Annotated in this window: 13 protein-coding genes and 1 pseudogene; 3 read left to right on the forward strand and 11 right to left on the reverse strand. The window is 39.1% G+C overall.

Annotated features, from left to right (window positions below; translation table 11 throughout):
* Window positions 1–151: 151 nt before the first annotated feature.
* Window positions 152–924: pseudogene (locus tag KO502_RS16105) on the reverse strand (SDR family oxidoreductase).
* Between the two features lie 169 nt (window positions 925–1,093).
* Here KO502_RS16105 and gcvA point away from each other — a divergent pair.
* Together gcvA and KO502_RS16115 are read left to right on the forward strand one after the other, a co-directional pair.
* The gene (gcvA, locus tag KO502_RS16110) at window positions 1,094–2,014 is read left to right on the forward strand and encodes a transcriptional regulator GcvA (RefSeq protein WP_216023594.1); all 921 of its coding nucleotides are present in this window, start codon (window positions 1,094–1,096) and stop codon (window positions 2,012–2,014) included.
* Window positions 2,015–2,200: 186 nt separating this feature from the next.
* Window positions 2,201–3,415, forward strand: coding sequence for an MFS transporter (locus KO502_RS16115; protein ID WP_216023595.1), 1,215 nt, complete (start codon window positions 2,201–2,203; stop codon window positions 3,413–3,415).
* Window positions 3,416–3,586: 171 nt separating this feature from the next.
* Here the strand turns inward: KO502_RS16115 and glmS are convergent, their stop codons facing one another.
* The 7 genes from glmS to KO502_RS16150 all read right to left on the reverse strand — a co-directional run bounded on the left by glmS (window position 3,587) and on the right by KO502_RS16150 (window position 16,619).
* Window positions 3,587–5,419 carry a glutamine--fructose-6-phosphate transaminase (isomerizing) gene (glmS, locus tag KO502_RS16120; protein ID WP_216023596.1) on the reverse strand — a complete coding sequence of 611 codons (1,833 nt, stop codon included), beginning with the start codon at window positions 5,417–5,419 and terminating at the stop codon, window positions 3,587–3,589.
* A 70-nt stretch (window positions 5,420–5,489) separates the two neighbouring features.
* A complete protein-coding gene (locus KO502_RS16125; protein WP_216023597.1) occupies window positions 5,490–6,254 on the reverse strand; it encodes a DeoR family transcriptional regulator in 765 nt (254 codons plus the stop codon).
* A 265-nt stretch (window positions 6,255–6,519) separates the two neighbouring features.
* Complete coding sequence (glmU, locus tag KO502_RS16130; RefSeq protein WP_216023598.1) at window positions 6,520–7,893, reverse strand: bifunctional UDP-N-acetylglucosamine diphosphorylase/glucosamine-1-phosphate N-acetyltransferase GlmU; 1,374 nt, start codon at window positions 7,891–7,893, stop codon at window positions 6,520–6,522.
* 600 nt (window positions 7,894–8,493) lie between these two features.
* Complete coding sequence (locus KO502_RS16135) at window positions 8,494–11,202, reverse strand: nitrate reductase (RefSeq protein WP_216023599.1); 2,709 nt, start codon at window positions 11,200–11,202, stop codon at window positions 8,494–8,496.
* 178 nt (window positions 11,203–11,380) lie between these two features.
* Window positions 11,381–11,737: a nitrite reductase small subunit NirD gene (nirD, locus tag KO502_RS16140; RefSeq protein WP_216023600.1), complete on the reverse strand. Its 357-nt coding sequence runs from the start codon at window positions 11,735–11,737 to the stop codon at window positions 11,381–11,383.
* A 15-nt stretch (window positions 11,738–11,752) separates the two neighbouring features.
* Entirely contained in the window at window positions 11,753–14,296 is a 2,544-nt protein-coding gene (gene nirB, locus KO502_RS16145) for a nitrite reductase large subunit NirB (RefSeq protein WP_216023601.1), read from the reverse strand.
* Between the two features lie 841 nt (window positions 14,297–15,137).
* Window positions 15,138–16,619, reverse strand: a complete 1,482-nt coding sequence (locus KO502_RS16150; RefSeq protein ID WP_216023602.1) for a NarK family nitrate/nitrite MFS transporter — start codon at window positions 16,617–16,619, stop codon at window positions 15,138–15,140.
* A 325-nt stretch (window positions 16,620–16,944) separates the two neighbouring features.
* On the opposite strand from KO502_RS16150, the gene KO502_RS16155 reads away from it, so the two are divergent.
* Window positions 16,945–17,277 (forward strand): hypothetical protein, encoded by a 333-nt coding sequence (locus KO502_RS16155; RefSeq protein ID WP_216023603.1) that lies wholly within the window; start codon window positions 16,945–16,947, stop codon window positions 17,275–17,277.
* A 17-nt stretch (window positions 17,278–17,294) separates the two neighbouring features.
* Here the strand turns inward: KO502_RS16155 and KO502_RS16160 are convergent, their stop codons facing one another.
* From KO502_RS16160 to rph, 3 genes are all read right to left on the reverse strand, one after another.
* On the reverse strand, window positions 17,295–18,779 hold the full coding sequence (locus tag KO502_RS16160) for an alpha/beta hydrolase (protein WP_216023604.1): 1,485 nt from the start codon (window positions 18,777–18,779) through the stop codon (window positions 17,295–17,297).
* Window positions 18,780–19,325: 546 nt separating this feature from the next.
* Complete coding sequence (gene pyrE / locus KO502_RS16165; RefSeq protein ID WP_216023605.1) at window positions 19,326–19,979, reverse strand: orotate phosphoribosyltransferase; 654 nt, start codon at window positions 19,977–19,979, stop codon at window positions 19,326–19,328.
* A gap of 69 nt (window positions 19,980–20,048) precedes the next feature.
* Entirely contained in the window at window positions 20,049–20,762 is a 714-nt protein-coding gene (rph, locus tag KO502_RS16170; protein WP_216023606.1) for a ribonuclease PH, read from the reverse strand.
* Window positions 20,763–20,947 lie beyond the last annotated feature (185 nt).

Below are 20,947 nucleotides of genomic sequence, written 5' to 3' on the forward strand. Positions count from 1 at the left end.
GAATAACCATTCTCTTCAATCCATGCCTTGCCTCTAAGCCCTTTAATTCTCGCCGAGTGGAAAAAACTTAATAGACTTGGTATAGCATATGTTATTGCTCTATAAATTTACGCTCATTAAGCGCTTTGTAATTGTGCGTGTATCATTGATATTAGTTACGTCCAGCCATTACGCCGCCATCAACATCCCATACTGCACCCGTTACCCAAGCTGCTTTGTCGCTGAGTAAAAACGCAATGGTATTTGCTACATCTTCGCTTGTACCTACACGGCCAATGGGGTGGAAGCTGTTAAAGCCTTGCAGGGCATCGTTTACTTCAGCTTTAGGGATAAAACCTTCGTAAATTGACGTTTGTACAACCGCTGGTGATACTGCATTAACGCGAATGTTGTGCGCAGCTAATTCCATTGCTAAATGTTGAGTTAGCGCATGTAAACCTGCTTTAGCCATTGAATATGCCGACGATGGTGTAGCAGCAATAGCTTGCTTACCCCACATAGAACCCACATTTACAATGGCGCCTGCGCGTTTTTCTGCCACTAAATTAGCGGCTACTTTTTGAGTAATAAAAAACAACGCGCGGTTAATTTGCATGTACTGATCGTAATCAGCCGCTTCGTGCTCTAAAAATGGTTTAGGGAAAAACACACCGGCAGCATTTACCAGTAAATCGACGTCTGCGTGGTCTTGTGAAAGTGTGTTAATTAAGTTTTGCACCCCTTCATCGCTGGTTAAATCAGCGGTTAACACCTCAACAGTGCCTATAGCTGATAGCTGCTCTTTGCTGCTTGGGCTTTTTCTTTACGGTGACCAACAATTACAGCTTGGCCGCCTTGCGCTAAAATCAAACGAGCCGTTTCAAAACCCATGCCGCTAGTACCGTCAATAACGAGTAATTTTTTACCTGAAAATTGCTTAGTCATCATCATTTCTCCAAGCGCCACTATGCGCTGTATTTGTTATATAAATAAAAAGTATTGAATTGCCTAATAGCAAGTAGCTTGCTGTTTGGCTTGGAAGATATTTTTTACTTATTTACTTGCTTTAACAAACGAGATAATCTGAATCACCAATAAAGAAAAAGTTTATCGTATGAAATCACCTATACACCTTAATGCATTAAAAGCGTTTGAAGCAAGCGCAAGGCATCAAAGTTTTTCAGCCGCTGCTGACGAGCTAAACGTAACACCTGCAGCAGTTGGTCAGCTGGTAAAAACGTTAGAAGAGTGGCTCGACACGCCGCTGTTTCATAGAATGAGCTCAGGAAAAACTCGGCTAATAACCACCGAAACCGCGCAAAGTGCCCTGCCATTAATACGCGAAGGGTTTGATAAACTTGCCCAAGGGCTAGACATTTTAAAAGATAACGCCATAAGCGGCGCGTTAACAGTTGCAGTAAGCCCTGCATTTGCCGCTAAATGGTTATTACCTAGGTTGCATCACTTTCAAACAATATGTACGCAAACCAATGTAAATTTAAATACTAATTTAAAGCCGGTCGATTTTGCAGATCAGCGTATAGATGTAGGCATACGCTTTGGCGTAGGTAGTTGGCAAGGCTTAAGCGCAGAAAAACTAATGGATGAAGAGGTATACCCGGTATGCTCACCTAAGCTTTTAGAAGACTCAAACCGCTTAAATACCATTGATAAACTATTGAACGAAACCCTGATACACGATCAGTCAATGGATGATCATACGGGTTTTCCGTCTTGGTCGGCGTGGTTTAAAAAAGCTGGGGTAACAGGGCCTTTAACGACTAAAAGCATTCAAATAAATAACTCAGCTGCTGTACTACAATCGGCAATTGACGGCCAAGGTGTAGCATTAGCGCGTAGTGTAATGGCTAAAGATGACCTAGCCGCAGGGCGATTAGTCAGGTTGTTCCCGAATATTTATTTTGAATCACCTTTGGCGTATTACGTTATTTACCGCCCCGAATGTGCTGAACTGCCAAGAATACAAGCATTTAAAGAATGGCTATTTAAAGAGGTAGAAAACTCCGCAATTTAAATAGATTAAACTGAGCAGTATTTTTATAAAACACAGACAGTAAAGAAAATATTTACTACCATAAAAGATAATCTCTGTAGTTAACCACGTTTACCTCCCGTAAGCTTTAGCTCCAAGTTAGACATTTAAATACCTCAACAATAAACCTCTTTTAAGCTCCTTTAATACTTTTAGGAAAGTGCGACCATGCAAAAATTAAACGCTATAGGCTCAAGCATATCAGAGCCTAGCGATCCTCAAGTTCAAACATCTAATTTATGGCGTTTAATGTTAGCACAGGCACTTTCTGGGGCTAATAGCGTTGTGCTGTATGCAACAGGTGCGGTAGTGGGGAGCTTGCTTGCTCCTACTGCACTTTTAGCCACATTACCTGTTTCTATTTTTGTTTTGGGTATGGCTTTATGTGTTTTACCCGCCGGTGAGTTAGCCCGAAAATATGGCCGTCGTGCAGCATTTATGGCAGGAACTGGCGCAGGTGTTTTAACCGGACTATTAGCGGCTATTGCGTTGTATATAGATAGCTTTTGGCTGTACTGTTTATCTGCGCTGTTGGGCGGCGCTTATGCGGCCGTATCCTTGTCTTTTCGTTTTGCTGCAACCGATGGCGTGCCCGAAAATAAAAGGCCGCAAGCTCTTTCTATGGTAATGGCAGGCGGCGTAGCCGCAGGTGTTATTGGCTCGCAGTTAGTAACGCATACCATGCACCTTTGGTCAGAAAAAATGTTTGCTGCCACATTTATAGCGCAAGCCATTGTTGCTGTTATTGCTGGTATTATTTTGTTTGGAGTTAAGTTAGCTAAGCCTGTAGCAAATCAAGCATATTCAGGAAGGCCATTAAGCACAATTGCCCTGCAACCTCGTTTTATAAGTGCTGTTATTTGTGGAGCTGCATCGTATATGGTGATGAATTTTTTGATGACATCGGCGCCACTGGCAATGCATATGCACGGGCATAGCCAAGAGTCAGCTAACTTAGGAATGCAGTGGCATGTTATTGCTATGTATGCACCTAGCTTTTTTACCGGCAAACTTATTGCACGCTTTGGCGCTGCTCGTATTTCTATTTTTGGTATTATTTTAACCGCGATTTCAGCTGGTATAGGCTTTTTAGGTGAAGGTATCTATCACTTTTATGCGCTGTTAATTTTGTTAGGCATAGGTTGGAACTTTGGCTTTTTAGGGGCATCAGCATTAGTACTAGAAACTCACACGTCTGAAGAAAAAAACCGTACTCAATCGTTAAATGACTTTATTATTTTTGGCTTAATGGCGGCAGGCTCTTTTTCATCGGGTGGGCTATTAAGTGCTTATGGTTGGCATTATGTATTATTAGCATCCTTTATTCCCTTGTTATTGGCTGTTGCTATTTTCATATATTACAAATATAAAATTAAAAAATAAACCCGTTTAAAATAAGGGTTATCTGTAAGTTATTATCTAAATTTGAATTTTCTATAAAAAAATCCGGTTAACTTTTGAAAAGTTTAACCGGATTTAAAAAGTTTTAATCTTTATTGTAAAGTTTCAATCTTTATTGTCCTACGACAACAACCTGATTGATATTTATAGATATTACTCAACCGTTACCGATTTTGCTAAGTTTCTTGGTTGGTCAACATCTGTACCTTTAATAATCGCTACATAGTATGAAAGTAACTGTAACGGTAAAGTGTAGACAATTGGCGCTATAATGTCGTCACAATGCGGTACGTTAATTACCTTCATGGTGTCGTCACTTTCAAAGTGTGCGTCAATATCAGCAAATACATACATTAAACCGCCACGGGCGCGTACTTCTTCTACGTTTGATTTTAATTTTTCAATTAAGTCGTTTTTAGGTGCTACAACAATAACAGGCATTTCTGCATCAATTAACGCTAGTGGGCCATGTTTTAATTCGCCAGCAGCGTAGGCTTCTGCGTGAATGTATGAAATTTCTTTCAGCTTTAATGCACCTTCCATCGCAATTGGATATTGATCGCCACGACCTAAGAATAATGCGTGGTGTTTGTCAGCAAAATCTTCAGCTAAGTCTTCAATTGCTGGCGCTAACGCAAGTACTTCTTCAAGCTTATTTGGTAAGGTTAATAATGATTTTGCGATGCTTTCTTGCTGTGTTGCAGGCATACCGTGATGCTTACCGATGGCTAAAGTCATCATTAACAAGCCAACAAGCTGTGTAGTGAAAGCTTTAGTTGAAGCAACACCAATTTCAGCACCCGCTTTAGTCATAAATGATAAGTCTGATTCACGTACTAATGATGAACCCGGTACGTTACAAATACTCAAGCTTGAGGTGTAGCCAATTTCTTTTGCTAAACGTAATGCCGCTAAAGTATCAGCCGTTTCACCTGATTGCGATAAGGTTACAACCATAGCGTTTTTAGGTACGAACGATTTACGGTATCTAAATTCACTGGCAATTTCGATGTTACATGATACGCCGGCTAATTCTTCTAACCAGTAACGTGCCACCATACCTGAATGGTAGCTAGTACCACAGGCAATGATTTGTACATGCTCTACATTTTTGAAGATTTCGTCTGCACCGTTACCAAAGGTATCAATATTTAATGCAGTACCTGTTAAACGACCTTCTAAGGTATTACGAACTGAAGTTGGCTGCTCGTAAGTTTCTTTTAACATGAAGTGGCGGTATTCGCCTTTATCACCACTATCATGTGATACGTTAGATTCTTTTGATTCACGCTCAACTGGGTTACCATTAGTATCATAAATATTCACTTCATAACGGCTAATTTGCGCTACATCGCCTTCTTCAAGGTATGAGAATTTACGAGTAACCGGTAATAATGCCATGATGTCTGAGGCGATAAAGTTTTCACCTAAGCCGTAACCGATAACTAATGGGCTACCAGAGCGTGCAACGATCATGTTGTCTTTATCACCTTTATCCATAACAACCGTGCCGTATGCACCTTCAAGTTGCTTAACTGTTTTTTGAACAGCAGCTAACAACGTATCGCTCGTTTTTAATTCGTGATGTACTAAGTGAGTAATCACTTCGGTATCAGTTTGCGATACAAATGCATAACCTAATGTTTGTAGCATTGTGCGCAATTCATCGTGATTTTCAATAATACCGTTGTGTACTACCGCAATAGTGTCATTTGATAAGTGTGGGTGAGCATTTTCTTCACTTGGTACGCCATGTGTTGCCCAACGTGTATGGGCGATACCTGTACCACCGGCAATTGGGTTTTGTGCAAGTGCGGCAGTTAGTTCTTGCACTTTACCAACACGTTTAGTGGTTAATAAGGCATTGTCGTTATTAATAATAGCTAAGCCTGCAGAGTCGTAACCGCGGTATTCTAAGCGTCTTAAACCTTCGACTAAGATTTCTGATACATCACGTTGCGCAACTGCGCCAACTATTCCACACATTTTTTATTCCTTTTATATCTTATGTTTATATTCGTTTACTACGAACATAAGTGATTAAATTCTTAATAAATTATTCTTCAGCAATAATTAAATTTATGCCTTGCTCTGTTAGTGCTGTACGCATTTCTTTCGCTAAACCTTTATCGGTTATTAAGGTATGAATTTGCTGCCAGCCTAACTCTAAATTAGGTATTTTTTTGGTTATTTTCTTTGATTCAACCAACACAATAACCTCACGCGCTACTTCTGCCATCACTCGGCTTAAACCTGTTAATTCATTAAAGGTTGTTGTACCGCGCTTTATGTCGATGCCATCAGCACCAATAAATAACTGATCAAAGTCATACGAACGTAGTACTTGCTCCGCAACTTGCCCTTGAAATGCTTCTGAGTTAGCGTCCCATGTGCCACCAGTCATCAATAAGGTTGGCTCGTTTTCTAACGCATGAATTTCGTTAGCAATACTCAACGCGTTAGTCATTACCACTAAACCTTTCTTATTAGTTAATTCGGCAACTAATGCTGATGTAGTTTGCCCACTGTCAATAATAATACGATTGTGATCACGAATAAGCGTTGCTGCCGCTTTAGCTATTAATAACTTTTCGTTAGAAAGGGGATCTGTTTTGGCTTCGGTAATTTCGCTAGGTAATGCAATAGCACCGCCGTAACGTCTAAGTAACAAGCCACTATTTTCAAGCGCTGCTAAGTCTTTACGAATAGTCACTTCTGATGTTTCAAATTGCTTAGCTAAACTGTCTACACTTACTTCGCCTTGTGCATTTAAGTCAGTAATAATGTTATGACGACGCTGTTGGGTATTTCGTTTAGACATACAGTGTTATGTTCTTAATCTCAATATTCTATTAAAGATGAGTAAAAGTAATCTTTCGAAAAACACCTTTTAGTTTCGAAGTGTGAATATTATGTTTCATTTCGAAAGTAATTGCAATTTATTGTCGCTCATTAATTATACCGAATTAAAACCTGGCGCAAAAAAAAGCGCCAATAAATAGCGCTTTAGTTGATCAACTTGTAAAAAATTCAATTCGTAATGCAAATAACTAAGCCTATAAGCTAAACCAGTTGGAAACTATTAATTAAGACTTTTTAACTGGGCGATTCCAGCCACTCACATTACGTTGCTTAGCGCGACCTAAACCTAAGTGGCTGTCTTCAACTTCTTTAGTAATAACCGACCCTGCACCTGTGGTGGCACTTGCGCCAATTGTTACTGGTGCAACTAATGAGCTATTTGAGCCGATAAAAGCGTTATCGCCAATGGTCGTGGTTGATTTATTAACGCCATCGTAATTACAAGTAATAGTACCCGCACCAATGTTCACTTTACTGCCAATTTCAGCATTCCCTAAGTAACTTAAGTGCCCTGCTTTACTGCCTACACCAAAAGTTGTGTTTTTCATTTCAACAAAGTTACCTACATGTGAGTCTTGCTTCATCACTGAGCCTGGGCGAATACGGGCGAAAGGACCTACCGAACAATCAGCTTCAATTACAGCATCTTCAATAATAGTGTTTGGCTTAATTACAGCATTTTCACCAATAGTACTGTTGATGATAATACAATTTGCGCCAATTACCGCGTTGTTAGCAATAGTCACATTACCTTCAAAAATACAGTTAACGTCAATGCTCACTTCAGTACCTGTGGTTAAGTTACCACGCACATCAATTCGTGCAGGGTCACGTAAACTTGCGCCTGCAATCATTAATTCTTCGGCGATACGTGCTTGATAAGCGCGTTCAAGCTGAGCAAGTTGTACACGGTTGTTTGCCCCCTCAACTTCTACTTCTGTTTCAGGATACGCAGTAGCAATAACTTTTCCTTCACTATGCGCTGAAGCAATAATATCGGTAAGGTAGTATTCTCCTTGGGCGTTATCACTTGATAAGTTACTTAACCAACGTTTTAAATCACCACCGTTCGCTAATAAAATACCGGTGTTGGCTTCATTAATTTTAAGCTGCTCTGGGCTAGCGTCTTTTTGTTCAATAATACCTACAACCTGTTGCTGACCATTAATTTCTTCACGAACAATACGACCGTAACCTGTAGGGTTAGCTAAATGCACAGTTAATAAGCCCATGCCATTGTCAGGCTTAACCGCAAGTAAGCTTTCTAACGTTGAAACTTTAGTTAATGGCACATCACCGTAAAGTACTAATACGTTTTCATCGTCTTTTAAAAATGGTGACGCTTGATCAACCGCATGGCCTGTACCTAATTGCTCAACTTGCTCAACAAATGTTAAATCATCACCAGTTACCGCTTCTTTTAATGCTTCACCGCCAAAACCGTAAACGACATAAATGTTACTTGCGCCTAATTGACGTGCGCTATCAATAACATGACCAACCATAGGTTTATGGGCAACAGGGTGTAAAACTTTAGGTAAAGAAGAGCGCATACGAGTGCCTTTACCCGCGGCAAGAATAACAACTGAAAGTGACATGATAAATCCATTAAATGAGCGTTTTGATAATGCGTGTATTGTAACCAAGTTATTAAGGCATTTAAATGAATGGAACTAAATGTTTAGAAATAAGTGAAAGAGATAAATGATTTACGGTAAAAGATATAGATCCCCGACAGGACAACTCGGGGATGACGACTTCTGTTTTGGCTTTTTTAATGATAAATAGAGTGAGCGCGAACAAATTCCCGCGTACAGAAACCTTATACCAATTCCGGTAATTTTCTGGTCTAGCTGTGCGAAGGAAAAATATTTAAAGACAAGGCGCTTGATTGAGTAATAACGGGTTATTGCGATTGAAAGGAACGTAGGATTTAGGTATTTTAACCAGTACAGGTGATCAGTAATTTAACGGACTTGGTATTATATCGCAATATCTTTATCAACGTCATTCCCGAGTTGTCTTGTCGGGAATCCACTTTATTCTTAATGCACAAACCTTCTTAAAACAAAAATCCCACCAACAGTAGTTATACCGTAGGCGGGATTTCAATCGAGCAATATACTTTGAGAGCTAACAACCAGCGCGAATAAATTCACGCCAACCAAATAACGCCTACAACTAATGTTGAAGTAAAACTAAACCGCTATTTTCACAATAATATCTTCAGGTTTATATTGGCGAATCAAGCTCGCTAATTCAGGTTTACATGAGCCACATTTAGTACCACATTGTAGTTTTTCACCTAGTTCATCAACACTTGTACAACCGTCTTCAATCGCTGAAATAATGGTTTTTTCACCGACACTATAACAACTACAAATTTGCTTACCTTGTTGGAATTCATCACTGGCAATACCGAGTAATAAAGACTGAATTGTTGCAAATTCTAATGCTTCTTCGGCAAAAACATGATCTAACCAAGTGGTTTCAAGTGTTGGCCATAAATCAGAAAAATACACTAACGCCGCTAATTTTCCGTTTTGTAAACAAACAATATAAGATTGTTCGCCTTGGTCAAACTGTAACCATTCTCCCGATAACTGTGTTTGTTGCTGACACCACAATAAGTTATCGGCAACAGGCTCTTCAAAGGCTGCTTGATACGCACTACCGTATGCGCTAGTGCCTTTTAACCAAAAGTCGGCATTAACACCTTTATCGTCAACAATGTGTAAGCTGATATATTGCTGATAACTTTTCTTAGTTAATGCAACAGCGCCTTGTTTAGTTTCTGCTTGACCTGAAAGTGGATCAACCACGCTTTGGTATAAGCTAGCAACGTTAGCATGTGAAGCAAAAGATTCGTTCCAATGAATAGGCATAAAACACTCACCTTTTCGTTGTTTGTCATCGACTTTCACATGCGCAATGGCGCTACCTGTTGAAGCTGAAATACTTAACATGTCTTCATCAACAACAGCTAATTCTTCAGCATCCGCTGGGTGTAAATAAATATATGGTTTGCTTGTATGAGCGGACAACTGACTGGCTTTACCGGTACGTGTCATGGTGTGCCATTGATCACGTAAGCGCCCGCTGTTTATCACAAATGGAAATTCTTCTGAGGTTTGTTGCACTGGTAAGCGCGGCGTAATAGCAATAAATTGTGCTTTACCTGATGGTGTTGTGAACTTGCCATCAGCATAAACTCTGCTACAACCTTCAGGGTATTTGTCGTTTACTGGCCATTGAACTGGCGCAAGGTCGTCATATTCTTTAACTGTTAGCTGGCTAATTCCGCTTAAATCAAGTAAGCGACCGCCTGTGTTTTCAAATGCAGTTAATTGCGCGTGTTCATTAAATACTTCACTAACGTCACTAAAATCAAAACCTTCAAAGTTCATGGCTTTGGCGACGTTACAAATAATTTGCCAATCATGTTTAGATTCGCCTGCTGGTAAAACCGCATTACGTTGACGAGAAATTCGACGTTCAGAATTAGTGACGGTACCGTTTTTTTCTAACCAAGGTGTTGCCGGTAATTTTACATCGGCAAAAGCTAAAGTATCGTTTTTTTCAACACAATCAGACACAACCACAAGTTCACACTGTTTAAGTGCTGCCGCTACTTTGTCATGATCAGGTAAACTTACCACTGGGTTAGTTGCCATGATCCAAACCGCTTTAATCTCGCCTGAAGCAATTTTGTCGAACATATCTACCGCTTTAGCGCCTTGCTTATTCGCGATAGTAGGTGATTGCCAAAAGCGTTGAACTAAATCTTGATGAGTTGGGTTATCAACGTCCATGTGCGCTGCTAATTGGTTAGCTAAACCGCCCACTTCACGACCGCCCATAGCGTTAGGTTGACCTGTAATTGAAAACGGACCTGCGCCTTTTTTAGCTATTTTACCGCTGGCTAAATGACAGTTAATAATACTCTGACATTTATCAACACCTGATGAAGACTGGTTAATACCCATTGAGTAAAAAGTAATGGCTTTTTCAGTGCTCTTAAATAATTGATAAACCGCTGTTACTTCACTTTCTGCAACATCACAAAATTCAGCAACTTTAGTCACAGACCAAGCTGAAGCTTCGGCAAGTGCAGTATCCAAACCTTCAGTATTTTCAGCAATGTAGTCACTGTCTAAACCATTATTATCATTTAAATAGTTTAATAAGCCATTAAAGAAGGCGGCATCGGTGCCCGGTTTTAATTGAATAAAATTATCAGCTAATTCACAAGTTGCAGTTTTACGCGGGTCAATCACTACAATTTTCATTGTAGGATTAATTTTTTTCGCTCGTTCCATGCGTTGATATAAAACAGGATGTGTCCACGCAGCATTAGAGCCGGTAAGAATTAATAAATCAGTTTGTTCAAGATCTTGATAAGTACAAGGTACAACATCTTCACCAAAAGCACGTTTATACGCAGTTACTGCTGATGACATACAAAGTCGAGAGTTGGTATCAATATTGGCTGAGCCGATATAGCCTTTCATTAATTTATTGGCAATATAGTAATCTTCAGTTAATAACTGACCCGATACATAAAAAGCCACAGCATCAGGGCCATGCTCTTTAATAATATCGCTAAATTTTTCGGCAACATAGTTTGTTGCTTTGTCCCAAGATACTTGTTCATTAGCAATTTCAGGCACTAATAAGCGACCTGTTAAATCAATAGTATTAAGTAAATTGCTACCTTTTACGCATAATTTTCCATTGTTTGCTGGGTGATCGGCCGTGCCAACTAACGACAATGCTTTATTGTCGGCTACGTTAATATCAACGCCACAACCTACACCACAGTAAGCGCAAGTGCTTTGAATAAGTGACGGTGAATTTTGTGTCACTAAAGGTGAAATGGGCGCTGAAGCAGTGCTCTCGCTGCTCATACGAAACTCCTCAAACAATATCTCTATCTATTTATTAAAAAGAGCTTATATAAGTGTTTATATAAGCTCTTAAATAAACGTATTTATCAAACGATTTCAAGTTATGAAATGCCAAACCTATGATGAAGCTGCTTACCAATGAGTTTTTGCAACTAAGAGCAAACAGCTTGCATTAGGTTTAGTAAAGTACTTGTACCTGTTCGTTTTCGATGCGGATCGGATAAACCGCTATGCTCTTTTCTTCTTGTAAACATTGACCCGTTCTTAACGAGAAATGTTGTTTGTATAAAGGCGAAGAAACCACTGGCTCGTCTTCGATACTTCCAACTAGGCCGCGATATAATACATTGGCGTTACCAATAGGATCATAGTTACCAACGGCATATATTTTCTCTTCGCTGTTTGGAATGTGGAAGATGGCAATTTGCTCATCTTCACCGGCAGCGTTAGCAATTAAGGCACTGATACCAGAATCTGTTACTAGATCAGTTGTGTCACAAATAGTTTTCCAAGATTTCTCTGTTAATGTAGTCATTGTGGTGCTCTCCTATTACGCTATTTCGGTAGCTGCATCTATGATGGTTACAGCTATTTTTTCATCGTCACGTGCCGGACGAATTTGCTCACGCTCAGTAACAAACTGAATATTGCTATCAGCTTTATCTGAGTTAACAAATGATTTGAAACGTTTTAATGCTTCAGGATCTTCAATGGTTGTTTTCCACTCACATTGGTAAGTACCCACAATGTTTTCCATCTTAGCTTCAAGTAATTCGTTAATGCCTATGCTGTCGTTAATTACGATTTCTTGTAAATATGCTAAGCCGCCTTCTAGGTTTTCTAACCAGGTTGAAGTACGTTGTAAACGGTCACCTGTTTGTACGTAAAACATTAATATACGGTCAACGTATTTAACTAGCGTTTCATCGTCTAAGTCGGTTGCGAATAAGTCAGCGTGACGAGGTTTCATACCGCCGTTACCTGCTACATATAAGTTCCAGCCGCCTTCAGTTGCGATAATACCAATATCTTTACCTTGAGCTTCAGCACACTCACGAGTACAACCAGACACACCGAATTTAATCTTGTGCGGAGCACGTAAACCTTTGTAACGGTTCTCTAATTCAATCGCCATACCAATGCTGTCTTTAACACCGTAACGACACCAAGTAGAGCCAACACATGATTTAACCGTACGCAGTGATTTACCGTAAGCATGACCAGTTTCAAAACCAGCATCGACTAACTCTTTCCAAATTGGTGGAAGTTGTTCAACACGCGCACCGAATAAATCGACACGGGCACCACCAGTAATTTTGGTATAAAGGTTATATTTTTTAGCAACTTCACCTAAAACGATAAGCTTATCTGGAGTAATTTCACCACCGGCAACACGCGGTACAATTGAGTAAGTACCATCTTTTTGCATGTTACCTAGGTATGTATCGTTGGTATCTTGTAGTGATAAATGCGCTTTTTTCAGAATGTAATCGTTCCAAGCCGAAGCAAGTACTGATGCAGCTAATGGTTTACAAATTTCACAACCTAAACCTTTACCGTGTTTTGCTAGTAACTCGTCAAAAGTTTTAATTTTTTCTGCAGTAACAATGTCGTAAATTTCACGACGTGAGTAAGCAAAATGCTCACAAATGTCTTTTTTAACTTCAACACCGCGTTTTTCAAATTCGTTATCAGCAACAGATTTAACTAATGCCGCACAACCACCACAACCTGAGCCTGCTTTTGTACAACTTTTAACGTCAGCTACGGTACAAGCACCTTCATCAATTGAAGCAATAATGTCGCCTTTACTTACGTTATGACATGAACAGATACTTGCTGTGTCAGGCAAGGCATCAACGCCTAGTGTAGGTTTGTCACCTGCCATAGGTAAAATTAACCCTTCAGGAGAGTCTGGTAAGTCAATACCATTTAGCATGTATTGCAGTAATGAATCATATTCACCGGTATCGCCAATTAATACCGCACCTAACATGCGTGTTTTATCAGCCGATACAACGATTTTCTTGTAAACACCTTCAGGTTGATTTTCGTAAGTGTAAGTTAATGAACCTTCAGTTTTAGCGTGTGCATCACCAATTGAACCAACCTCAACACCCATAAGTTTTAACTTGGTACTCATATCAGCACCAGTAAACTCACCGTCTTCACCGCTAATGTGTTTTGCAGCAACTTTAGCCATGTTGTAACCAGGCGCTACTAAACCAAAAATAAAGTTATTCCATAACGCACATTCACCAATTGCGTAAATGTTCTCGTCTGATGTTTGACATTGGTTGTTAATAACAATACCGCCACGCTGACCTATGTCTAAGTCAAAATCACGGGCAAGGTTGTCATACGGGCGAATACCCGCTGAGAATAAGATTAAATCGGTTTCTAGCTCTGTACCGTCGCTAAAACATAATTTATAACGACATGTGTCACCTGCAACTATTTCATTAGTTGCTTTAGAAGTATGAACTTGCACCCCTAATTCTTCAATTTTAGTTCTAAGTAGACGGCCGCCCCCAGCATCAACTTGAACTGCCATTAATTGTGGCGCAAATTCAACTACGTGTGTTTCTAATCCAAGTTCTTTTACTGCTTTTGCAGCTTCAAGGCCAAGTAAACCACCACCAATAACCACACCAACTTTACTTACTTTGGCGCTTGCTTCAATGGCTTCTAAATCTTCGATAGTACGGTAAACTAAGCTATGTTCTACATCGCCACCAGGAATTGGCGGAACAAACGGGTAAGAGCCCGTCGCTAGAATAAGTTTGTCGTATTCAAATGAGTCTCCGCTTTCGGTAGTTACCACTTTCGCTGCTTTATCGATATTGGTTACTTTAGCGTTAGTTTTAAAGGTAACGCCTAGCTCGTCATAATGTTCAGGCGTTGTCATCGCTAAATCTTCTGCGGTTTTACCAGAGAAGTATGAAGATAAATAAACACGGTCATAGGCTAATCGAGATTCAGCAGAGAGCACTGTAATTTCTGAATTAGCATTCTTTGCCATTTCTTCTACAAAGTGATGGCCAACCATACCATTACCGACTACTACTACTTTAAACGTTTGATCTGTGCTCATAAGGACAATCCTACTTTTACTTACTTATTTAACAATGAACTAGTATTAGGGAGTTACTAACGGCGCAACTGACTGTAATTCTGTTCAACATAATATAAATAGAGCAAGGGCGGTGCCAATTTATTTATTTATTAAATAACAACAACTTAAAATACAGTGCACTAAATAAGTTCGAGTTTTTGCACTAGCGTGATCATTATTGAGCACTGGTAAGGTGCAAACATTTATCGAGTATTATTGTGGCGCTATGTTTGAGTGAATAATGGCGATAAGGCCAATAAACAGGTGGTTTATTGGCCTTATGATGAATTTATACATATGCCCGTTCAACGCTGTTATACCAAGTGAAAATAAATATTTAATTCAATTGGTATTACGTCGAAGATATTATTTTGAATTGAAGATAACACTGAGCAGCAGCTCCTAGGCAGTCAAAATCCGAGGTATAAGCGGAGGTAGTTTTTCTTTGGGTAGTCGCCATCGCGACAAAAAAGAAATCAAGAGTACAGTAGATATGACGTAACTAATTAAGTGAAGAAGTTGTGGGGATCACTCAAGGTTTAAAAAGCGAACAACAGTGAATAAATTCGTTTTAAGTGAACCTAAAGGTATTTTAATCCCAGTTCCGATAATTTTCTGGTCTAGCTGTGCGAAGGGAAAATATTTAAAGACAAGGCGCTTGATTGAGTAATAACTAACTATTGATGATGAACTAAAACGTTTAGCTCATATTGTTATTTTGTAGTGGATATCGCAAATTTATAAAAAAATACCAGTCCATCGAAGAGAGTAATCACTTTCTGAGATCGACTGGCATTATTCTTCTACGCATTAATTTGAATTAGTGAACTTGAATTAACTCAACTGTACCATCTTCTCTAATTTCAGTAATAGAACCTTTTGGCTCTTGCATGAACAGTAAGGTAATAAAACCGACAACCGCTGTTGCTGCTATCACTAAGAAGAATGTTTGATAACTAACCATAGACAATACCGTTAAGTAAACTACCGCACCAACGTTACCATAAGCACCTGTCATACCGGCAATTTGACCAGTTAAACGACGTTTGATTAACGGTACTGCAGCAAATACTGCACCTTCACCTGCTTGTACGAAGAATGAACACGCCATAACAATAACTACTGCTAATGGTAATGACCAAGTGCTATTAATTGATGCCATAGCAAAGTAACCCACAGCTAAACCGGCAGTTAATATTAATAAAGTTTTCTTACGGCCGAACTTATCACTTAACCAACCACCACCAGGGCGAGACATTAAGTTCATGAAAGCATAAAGTGAGGCAAGCATACCTGCATAAACCATATCTAAACTAAAAGTTTCAGCGAAGAATAATGGCAGCATTGACACAACCGCGAGTTCTGAACCAAAAGTCGCAAAATATAAAACATTAAGTACTGCAACTTGTTTGAACTGATATCTGTGAATTTCTGGTACTTCTTTACTAAACAAATGACCATTTACTTGATAAGTTTTCCATACTTCAAGAATGAATAATAATACGAGCGACACATAAGCAATAATAGTCATGCTGCTTGATAATAAGCTCACACCTTCTGGTGATAATTTCCAAGTAAGTAATGCTAATGCACCGTACATTGGTAATTTCATAATTAGTAATAAGTAGAAATCGCCAACACTTGTTACTTCCATTGCGCCGGTTTGTTTAGGCTTAAAGTAAGTTGAACCTTTTGGTGTATCTGTAACATTCATGTACCAAATAACACTAAACACTAAACTAAGTAAACCAGTTAAAGCAATAGAGTAACGCCACGCGTCTTCAATACCAAAAGTGCTACCAATATAAAGCGTAACAAGTGGTAATGACATTGCAGCTGCTGCTGAGCCGAAGTTACCCCAACCGCCGTAAATACCTTCTGCAGTACCTAGCTCATTCGCTGGGAACCACTCACTTACCATACGAATACCAACCACAAAACCAGCACCGATAAAACCAAGTAAGAAACGCGCTATAGCAGCCTGTTCAAAACTTTGCGCAAAGGCAAACATAAAACACGGAACACTACATACTGCTAAAATAGCGGCATAGGTGAGTCGCGGACCATATTTGTCGGTGAGCATACCCACCACAATACGGGCAGGAATCGTTAACGCCACGTTTAAAATAAGTAGCGTTTTTATTTCACTGCTACTTAATCCTAATGTATCTGCGATTACTGCTAATAAAGGAGCGTGGTTAAACCACACCATGAAAGTGATAAAAAATGCCATCCAACTTAAATGCAGGGTTTTCATTTTCCCTGTAAATGACCATAATTTAATGCCTGCCTGATTACTCATTATATTGCCTTATAAAATGTATATACCTTCATAAAGCAAACAAGATGCCAACCTTAAAACATATTAATTAGTTGTTAAATATCAGTTAATTAAAACAGTTTTTATTTTAAAAGCATTTAAATAAGTGCATATTGATTGGGGCGAAAGCACTTATAAAGTGCAACGTTTTTAATCTACGCCAAGCCTAACAACCTTACTTTTTTCATTTAAAATAAAGTTATTAAATAGAAAACATCGTGATGTAAGGTTAAAAACTTGAGTAGGGTTATGCGGAGCTTGTATACTTTTGCGCAATTAAATCATAAGTAAATCACAGGTGTGTAAAATGAAATTATTATTCGGTTTACTCGTAACCCTTTTAACAATTAGCTTTTTTAGTGCAGCAGCAAATACCAACAATAAAAAACCCGTTGCCCGCGACATTAGTCATTTAATTTCTAAGGAAGAGTTTTTAACTTACCAAGACGTGGCAGACTTTATTGAGCAATCACCTAAAGTGATGGTTATTGTACCTGCATCAGCAGAAGATATAGCAGAATATGGGCCCCAAGTGGCTAAGTCATTAACCGGATCAGATTGCGATAGGGATGGCAAAATGGATGACAACCCTACCTGTAACGCCGTTTTCTTTAAGTTGTGGATGAAGTACGCTCGTTAATTATATTAATGCTGTTCTTATTCTGTTGCCTCAGCAGTAGTATTGACTAAGCTGGTTGCTTTTAAAAATGCCCCCATAGATTCAAGCATCTCTTGATAATAAGGGTTATAGGTTAACCTTTGCATAGGAAACTCTCGCAATAAGTTTAACTCTGTAACCTCACCTTTAATTACCTGTTCATTATGCTTACATTCTTTATATTTAATCGCATCTTTTAGATAATGGCCGCAATTTCTGTATTCACCATTCACTCCATAATGCGGATTATCTGGCGAATTAGTCGTGGCAATATGCGATACACCAAAAATATCACTACATAAACTTTCTGCTGAACATTCTGGTACTATCACGGTCATTAATTTAGGTAATTCCTTCGGCAAGTTTTCGGCTTCACCATAATAAATCAACACACTTTTTTGCATTTTATTTTGCGAAGAGACTTGCTGCCAATCTTGAATGAGGTGCAGGGTATGCATAGTATCAATCGTTTGGTCGTACTCACTTACCACCACAAAAACGGGAAGATCTTGCAACCTCTTTTTATCAAGTGCTTCTCTCCCAACAATAAGGTTCATTACATCATAAACTTGTGCGCCAGCGTTGTAGGTAAAAGATTCATATTTAGCAAAATCAATATCGGCATCTAAATCAATCCAATCAAAGCTTGGGATCCTATCTACATATTGCGCTAACCAAGCTAAATCATTTTTAGCTTTTGATGCAGGTGACCACATAAACAGCCCTTTTATCTTATTATCAATGCTAGGTTGACTCATGACATAGTCAAAAATTAATGCCTGCCCTGTCGATAAGCCGCCTAAATATACTTCATCAAAATCAGCTAAGGTCTGCTCTATCGCAAATTTTGTCGCTTGCTGCCACTGGATAAATTCTACATCTAATAAGTCCGAAGGCGCGGTAGCGTGTCCTGGCAATAATACGGTACGTACAGTAAAGCCTTTTTTATAAAAATACTGACTTATATCATGAAAACCATACGGTGAATCGGTTAAACCGTGGATCAACAAAACCGCTTTACTACTTTTATTATGCACAGGCTGTGTTAATTCATAAGGTGCAACTAACTGCCCTACCGTAGGTGTGCTGGCCCAGTTATTTTGCTGAGCTAACTGCACATAGGTATCAGTAATAATTGGGCAAGGCATATTGGCGCGAGGGTTTTTGTTATTAATGACCTCTGTTGCTTGAGCAATATATTGCTGATAACTATCGAGATGAGTAAAGTCGACCACGGCTAATTTATTGCTCTTCACCTCAGTAGTGAAACGATATTTACCTGACTTAATTAACTCAACATAGTCATTATTAATAGACAGACACGTTGCCGTATCTTTTGTTTGGTTTTTGTCTTGGTCTTTGCCATAGAGATTAGCGTTAATCTCAGCTTGTTGATTATCCGAAGACTCAATAACTGTTTTAAAAAATAACAACGCGGCTATTAAGCAAAGTAATAGTAGAGCGTATTTATTGAGGTATCGCATATTAACTCCTATTTGATTTTAAGTAGGCATAACTTCAACCAGAAGTATCGCCACAAGTATTATATTGCAAAATAAACACTACTACCTCAATAGACACTCTGCCTGCTTGGCTCAAGTGCCGAAATGAAAGGTAATATTCACCTATTTCCATCATGGATGATGGAAAAGTAATGTAGCACATGACGGTACAGGATGTACCTTATAAGACAATGCAGGAGCACTATTGTCCTGATGTGCATTCATTACTGTTAGGTCGAATATATTACCTAGAATGTAGGATTACACTTGAGCAGCAGCTCCGAGGGAGTCAAGAGGGATGCCGGAGGCAGCATCCCTCTTGGTGTCGTCGCCACCGCGACAAAATAGAAATTAAGAATAAAAATATAAAATTAACAACTAAAAATTTAAAAAGTTGTTAGACCCCTAATATTCCAATCTCGTAATGTTAGCAGCACAAAAAGTGCAACCGAGCCTTCACCTACAAACAATAACGGCCTTGAAACTCTCATTCCAAAGCCGTTAAGAATACAACCCGCGTTCTTTAACTTAAATACCGTAATTTTTACGATATTCTTTAATACTGGCTAAGTTTGTCGCTAATTCTGGTTGACTTGCTACTTGCTCTTCGAGATAAGAAACAACATCGCCTAAAGTAACAATTGCCGCAACTTGCGTACCAAAATCACGTTCAACTTCTTGAATAGCTGATAGTTCGCCTTGACCTTTTTCTTGGCGATCAAGCGCGATTAACACACCTGAAAGCTGCGCACCGTGGGTTTTAATAATTTCCATTGATTCACGAATCGCCGTACCAGCAGTAATAACATCATCAACTAACATGATTTTACCAACAAGCTCTGCGCCAACTAATGAGCCACCTTCGCCATGAGTTTTCGCTTCTTTGCGGTTAAAACAGTATGGCACGTCTATATTATGGTTATCGTACAAGGCAACGGTTGTGGTTGTTGCAATCGGAATACCTTTATACGCAGGACCAAACACTAAATCATAATCAATTTTTGAATCAACTAAGGTAGATGCATAAAAACGGCCTAAATGCGCTAAATCACCACCTGTTTTAAATAAACCCGCATTGAAAAAGTATGGGCTAATACGGCCAGACTTTAAGGTGAATTCGCCAAAACGTAATACCTGTTTTTCTATCGCAAATTCAATAAACTCGCGCTGATAATCTTTCATGTTTAAATTCCTGTTCTTTTAACTTAGCTTAACTATGACTTTGCTATACGTACACGCTTTAACGATGACTTAAACTAGCGCAGCTTTTTGAATATCGAATAATTCGTTGATACCGTTTTTAGCCAACTCAAGCATGGCTTGCATTTCCTCAAAGCTAAATGGCTCTTCTTCAGCAGTACCTTGTACTTCAATTAACTTACCTGTATCTGTCATTACCACGTTTAAATCAGTATCAGCGGCTGAATCTTCTGGGTAATCTAAATCGGCAACGGGCTCGCCTTTATAAATACCAACTGACACTGCAGCAATCATGTGCTTAAGTGGGTTAGTTTTAATAATGTTTTTAGCGCGCATGTAATTAAGCGCATCAACTAATGCTACACAAGCACCCGTGATAGAAGCAGTACGAGTACCGCCATCAGCTTGAATTACATCACAATCAATAGAAATGGTATTTTCGCCTAAGGCTTTTAAATCAACTGCAGCACGTAATGCACGCGCAATTAAGCGTGAAATTTCTAATGTTCTACCACTTTGTTTACCTGTAGCAGCTTCGCGGCGCATACGTGAATGCGTTGAACGCGGTAACATGCCGTATTCAGCAGTAACCCAACCTTTACCTTGGCCTTTTAAAAAACGTGGTACACCTACTTCAACCGTGGCAGTACAAATGACTTTAGTATCACCAAATTCAATTAATACTGAGCCTTCTGCATGAGTAGTAAATTGACGAGTAATAGTGACTGGGCGAATTTGCCCTAATGTTCTACCGCTTGGACGCATAAAATGTTTCCTTTGTTTAAAAAATTGAACCCAATTTAAAGGCTTAAATGTAATTTGGATAAATAAATTGCCGCTATTATAGTGCCTATAAGATTTTTTTGAAATATAGTTCAAGCAATCAAGGTCATGTTATTGTTGTAGGCTTATTTATTGAAACAACATTAAAACAATAATACCAAGTTGAT

The organism is Colwellia sp. E2M01 (assembly GCF_018860585.1).
Taxonomy (GTDB): domain Bacteria; phylum Pseudomonadota; class Gammaproteobacteria; order Enterobacterales; family Alteromonadaceae; genus Colwellia.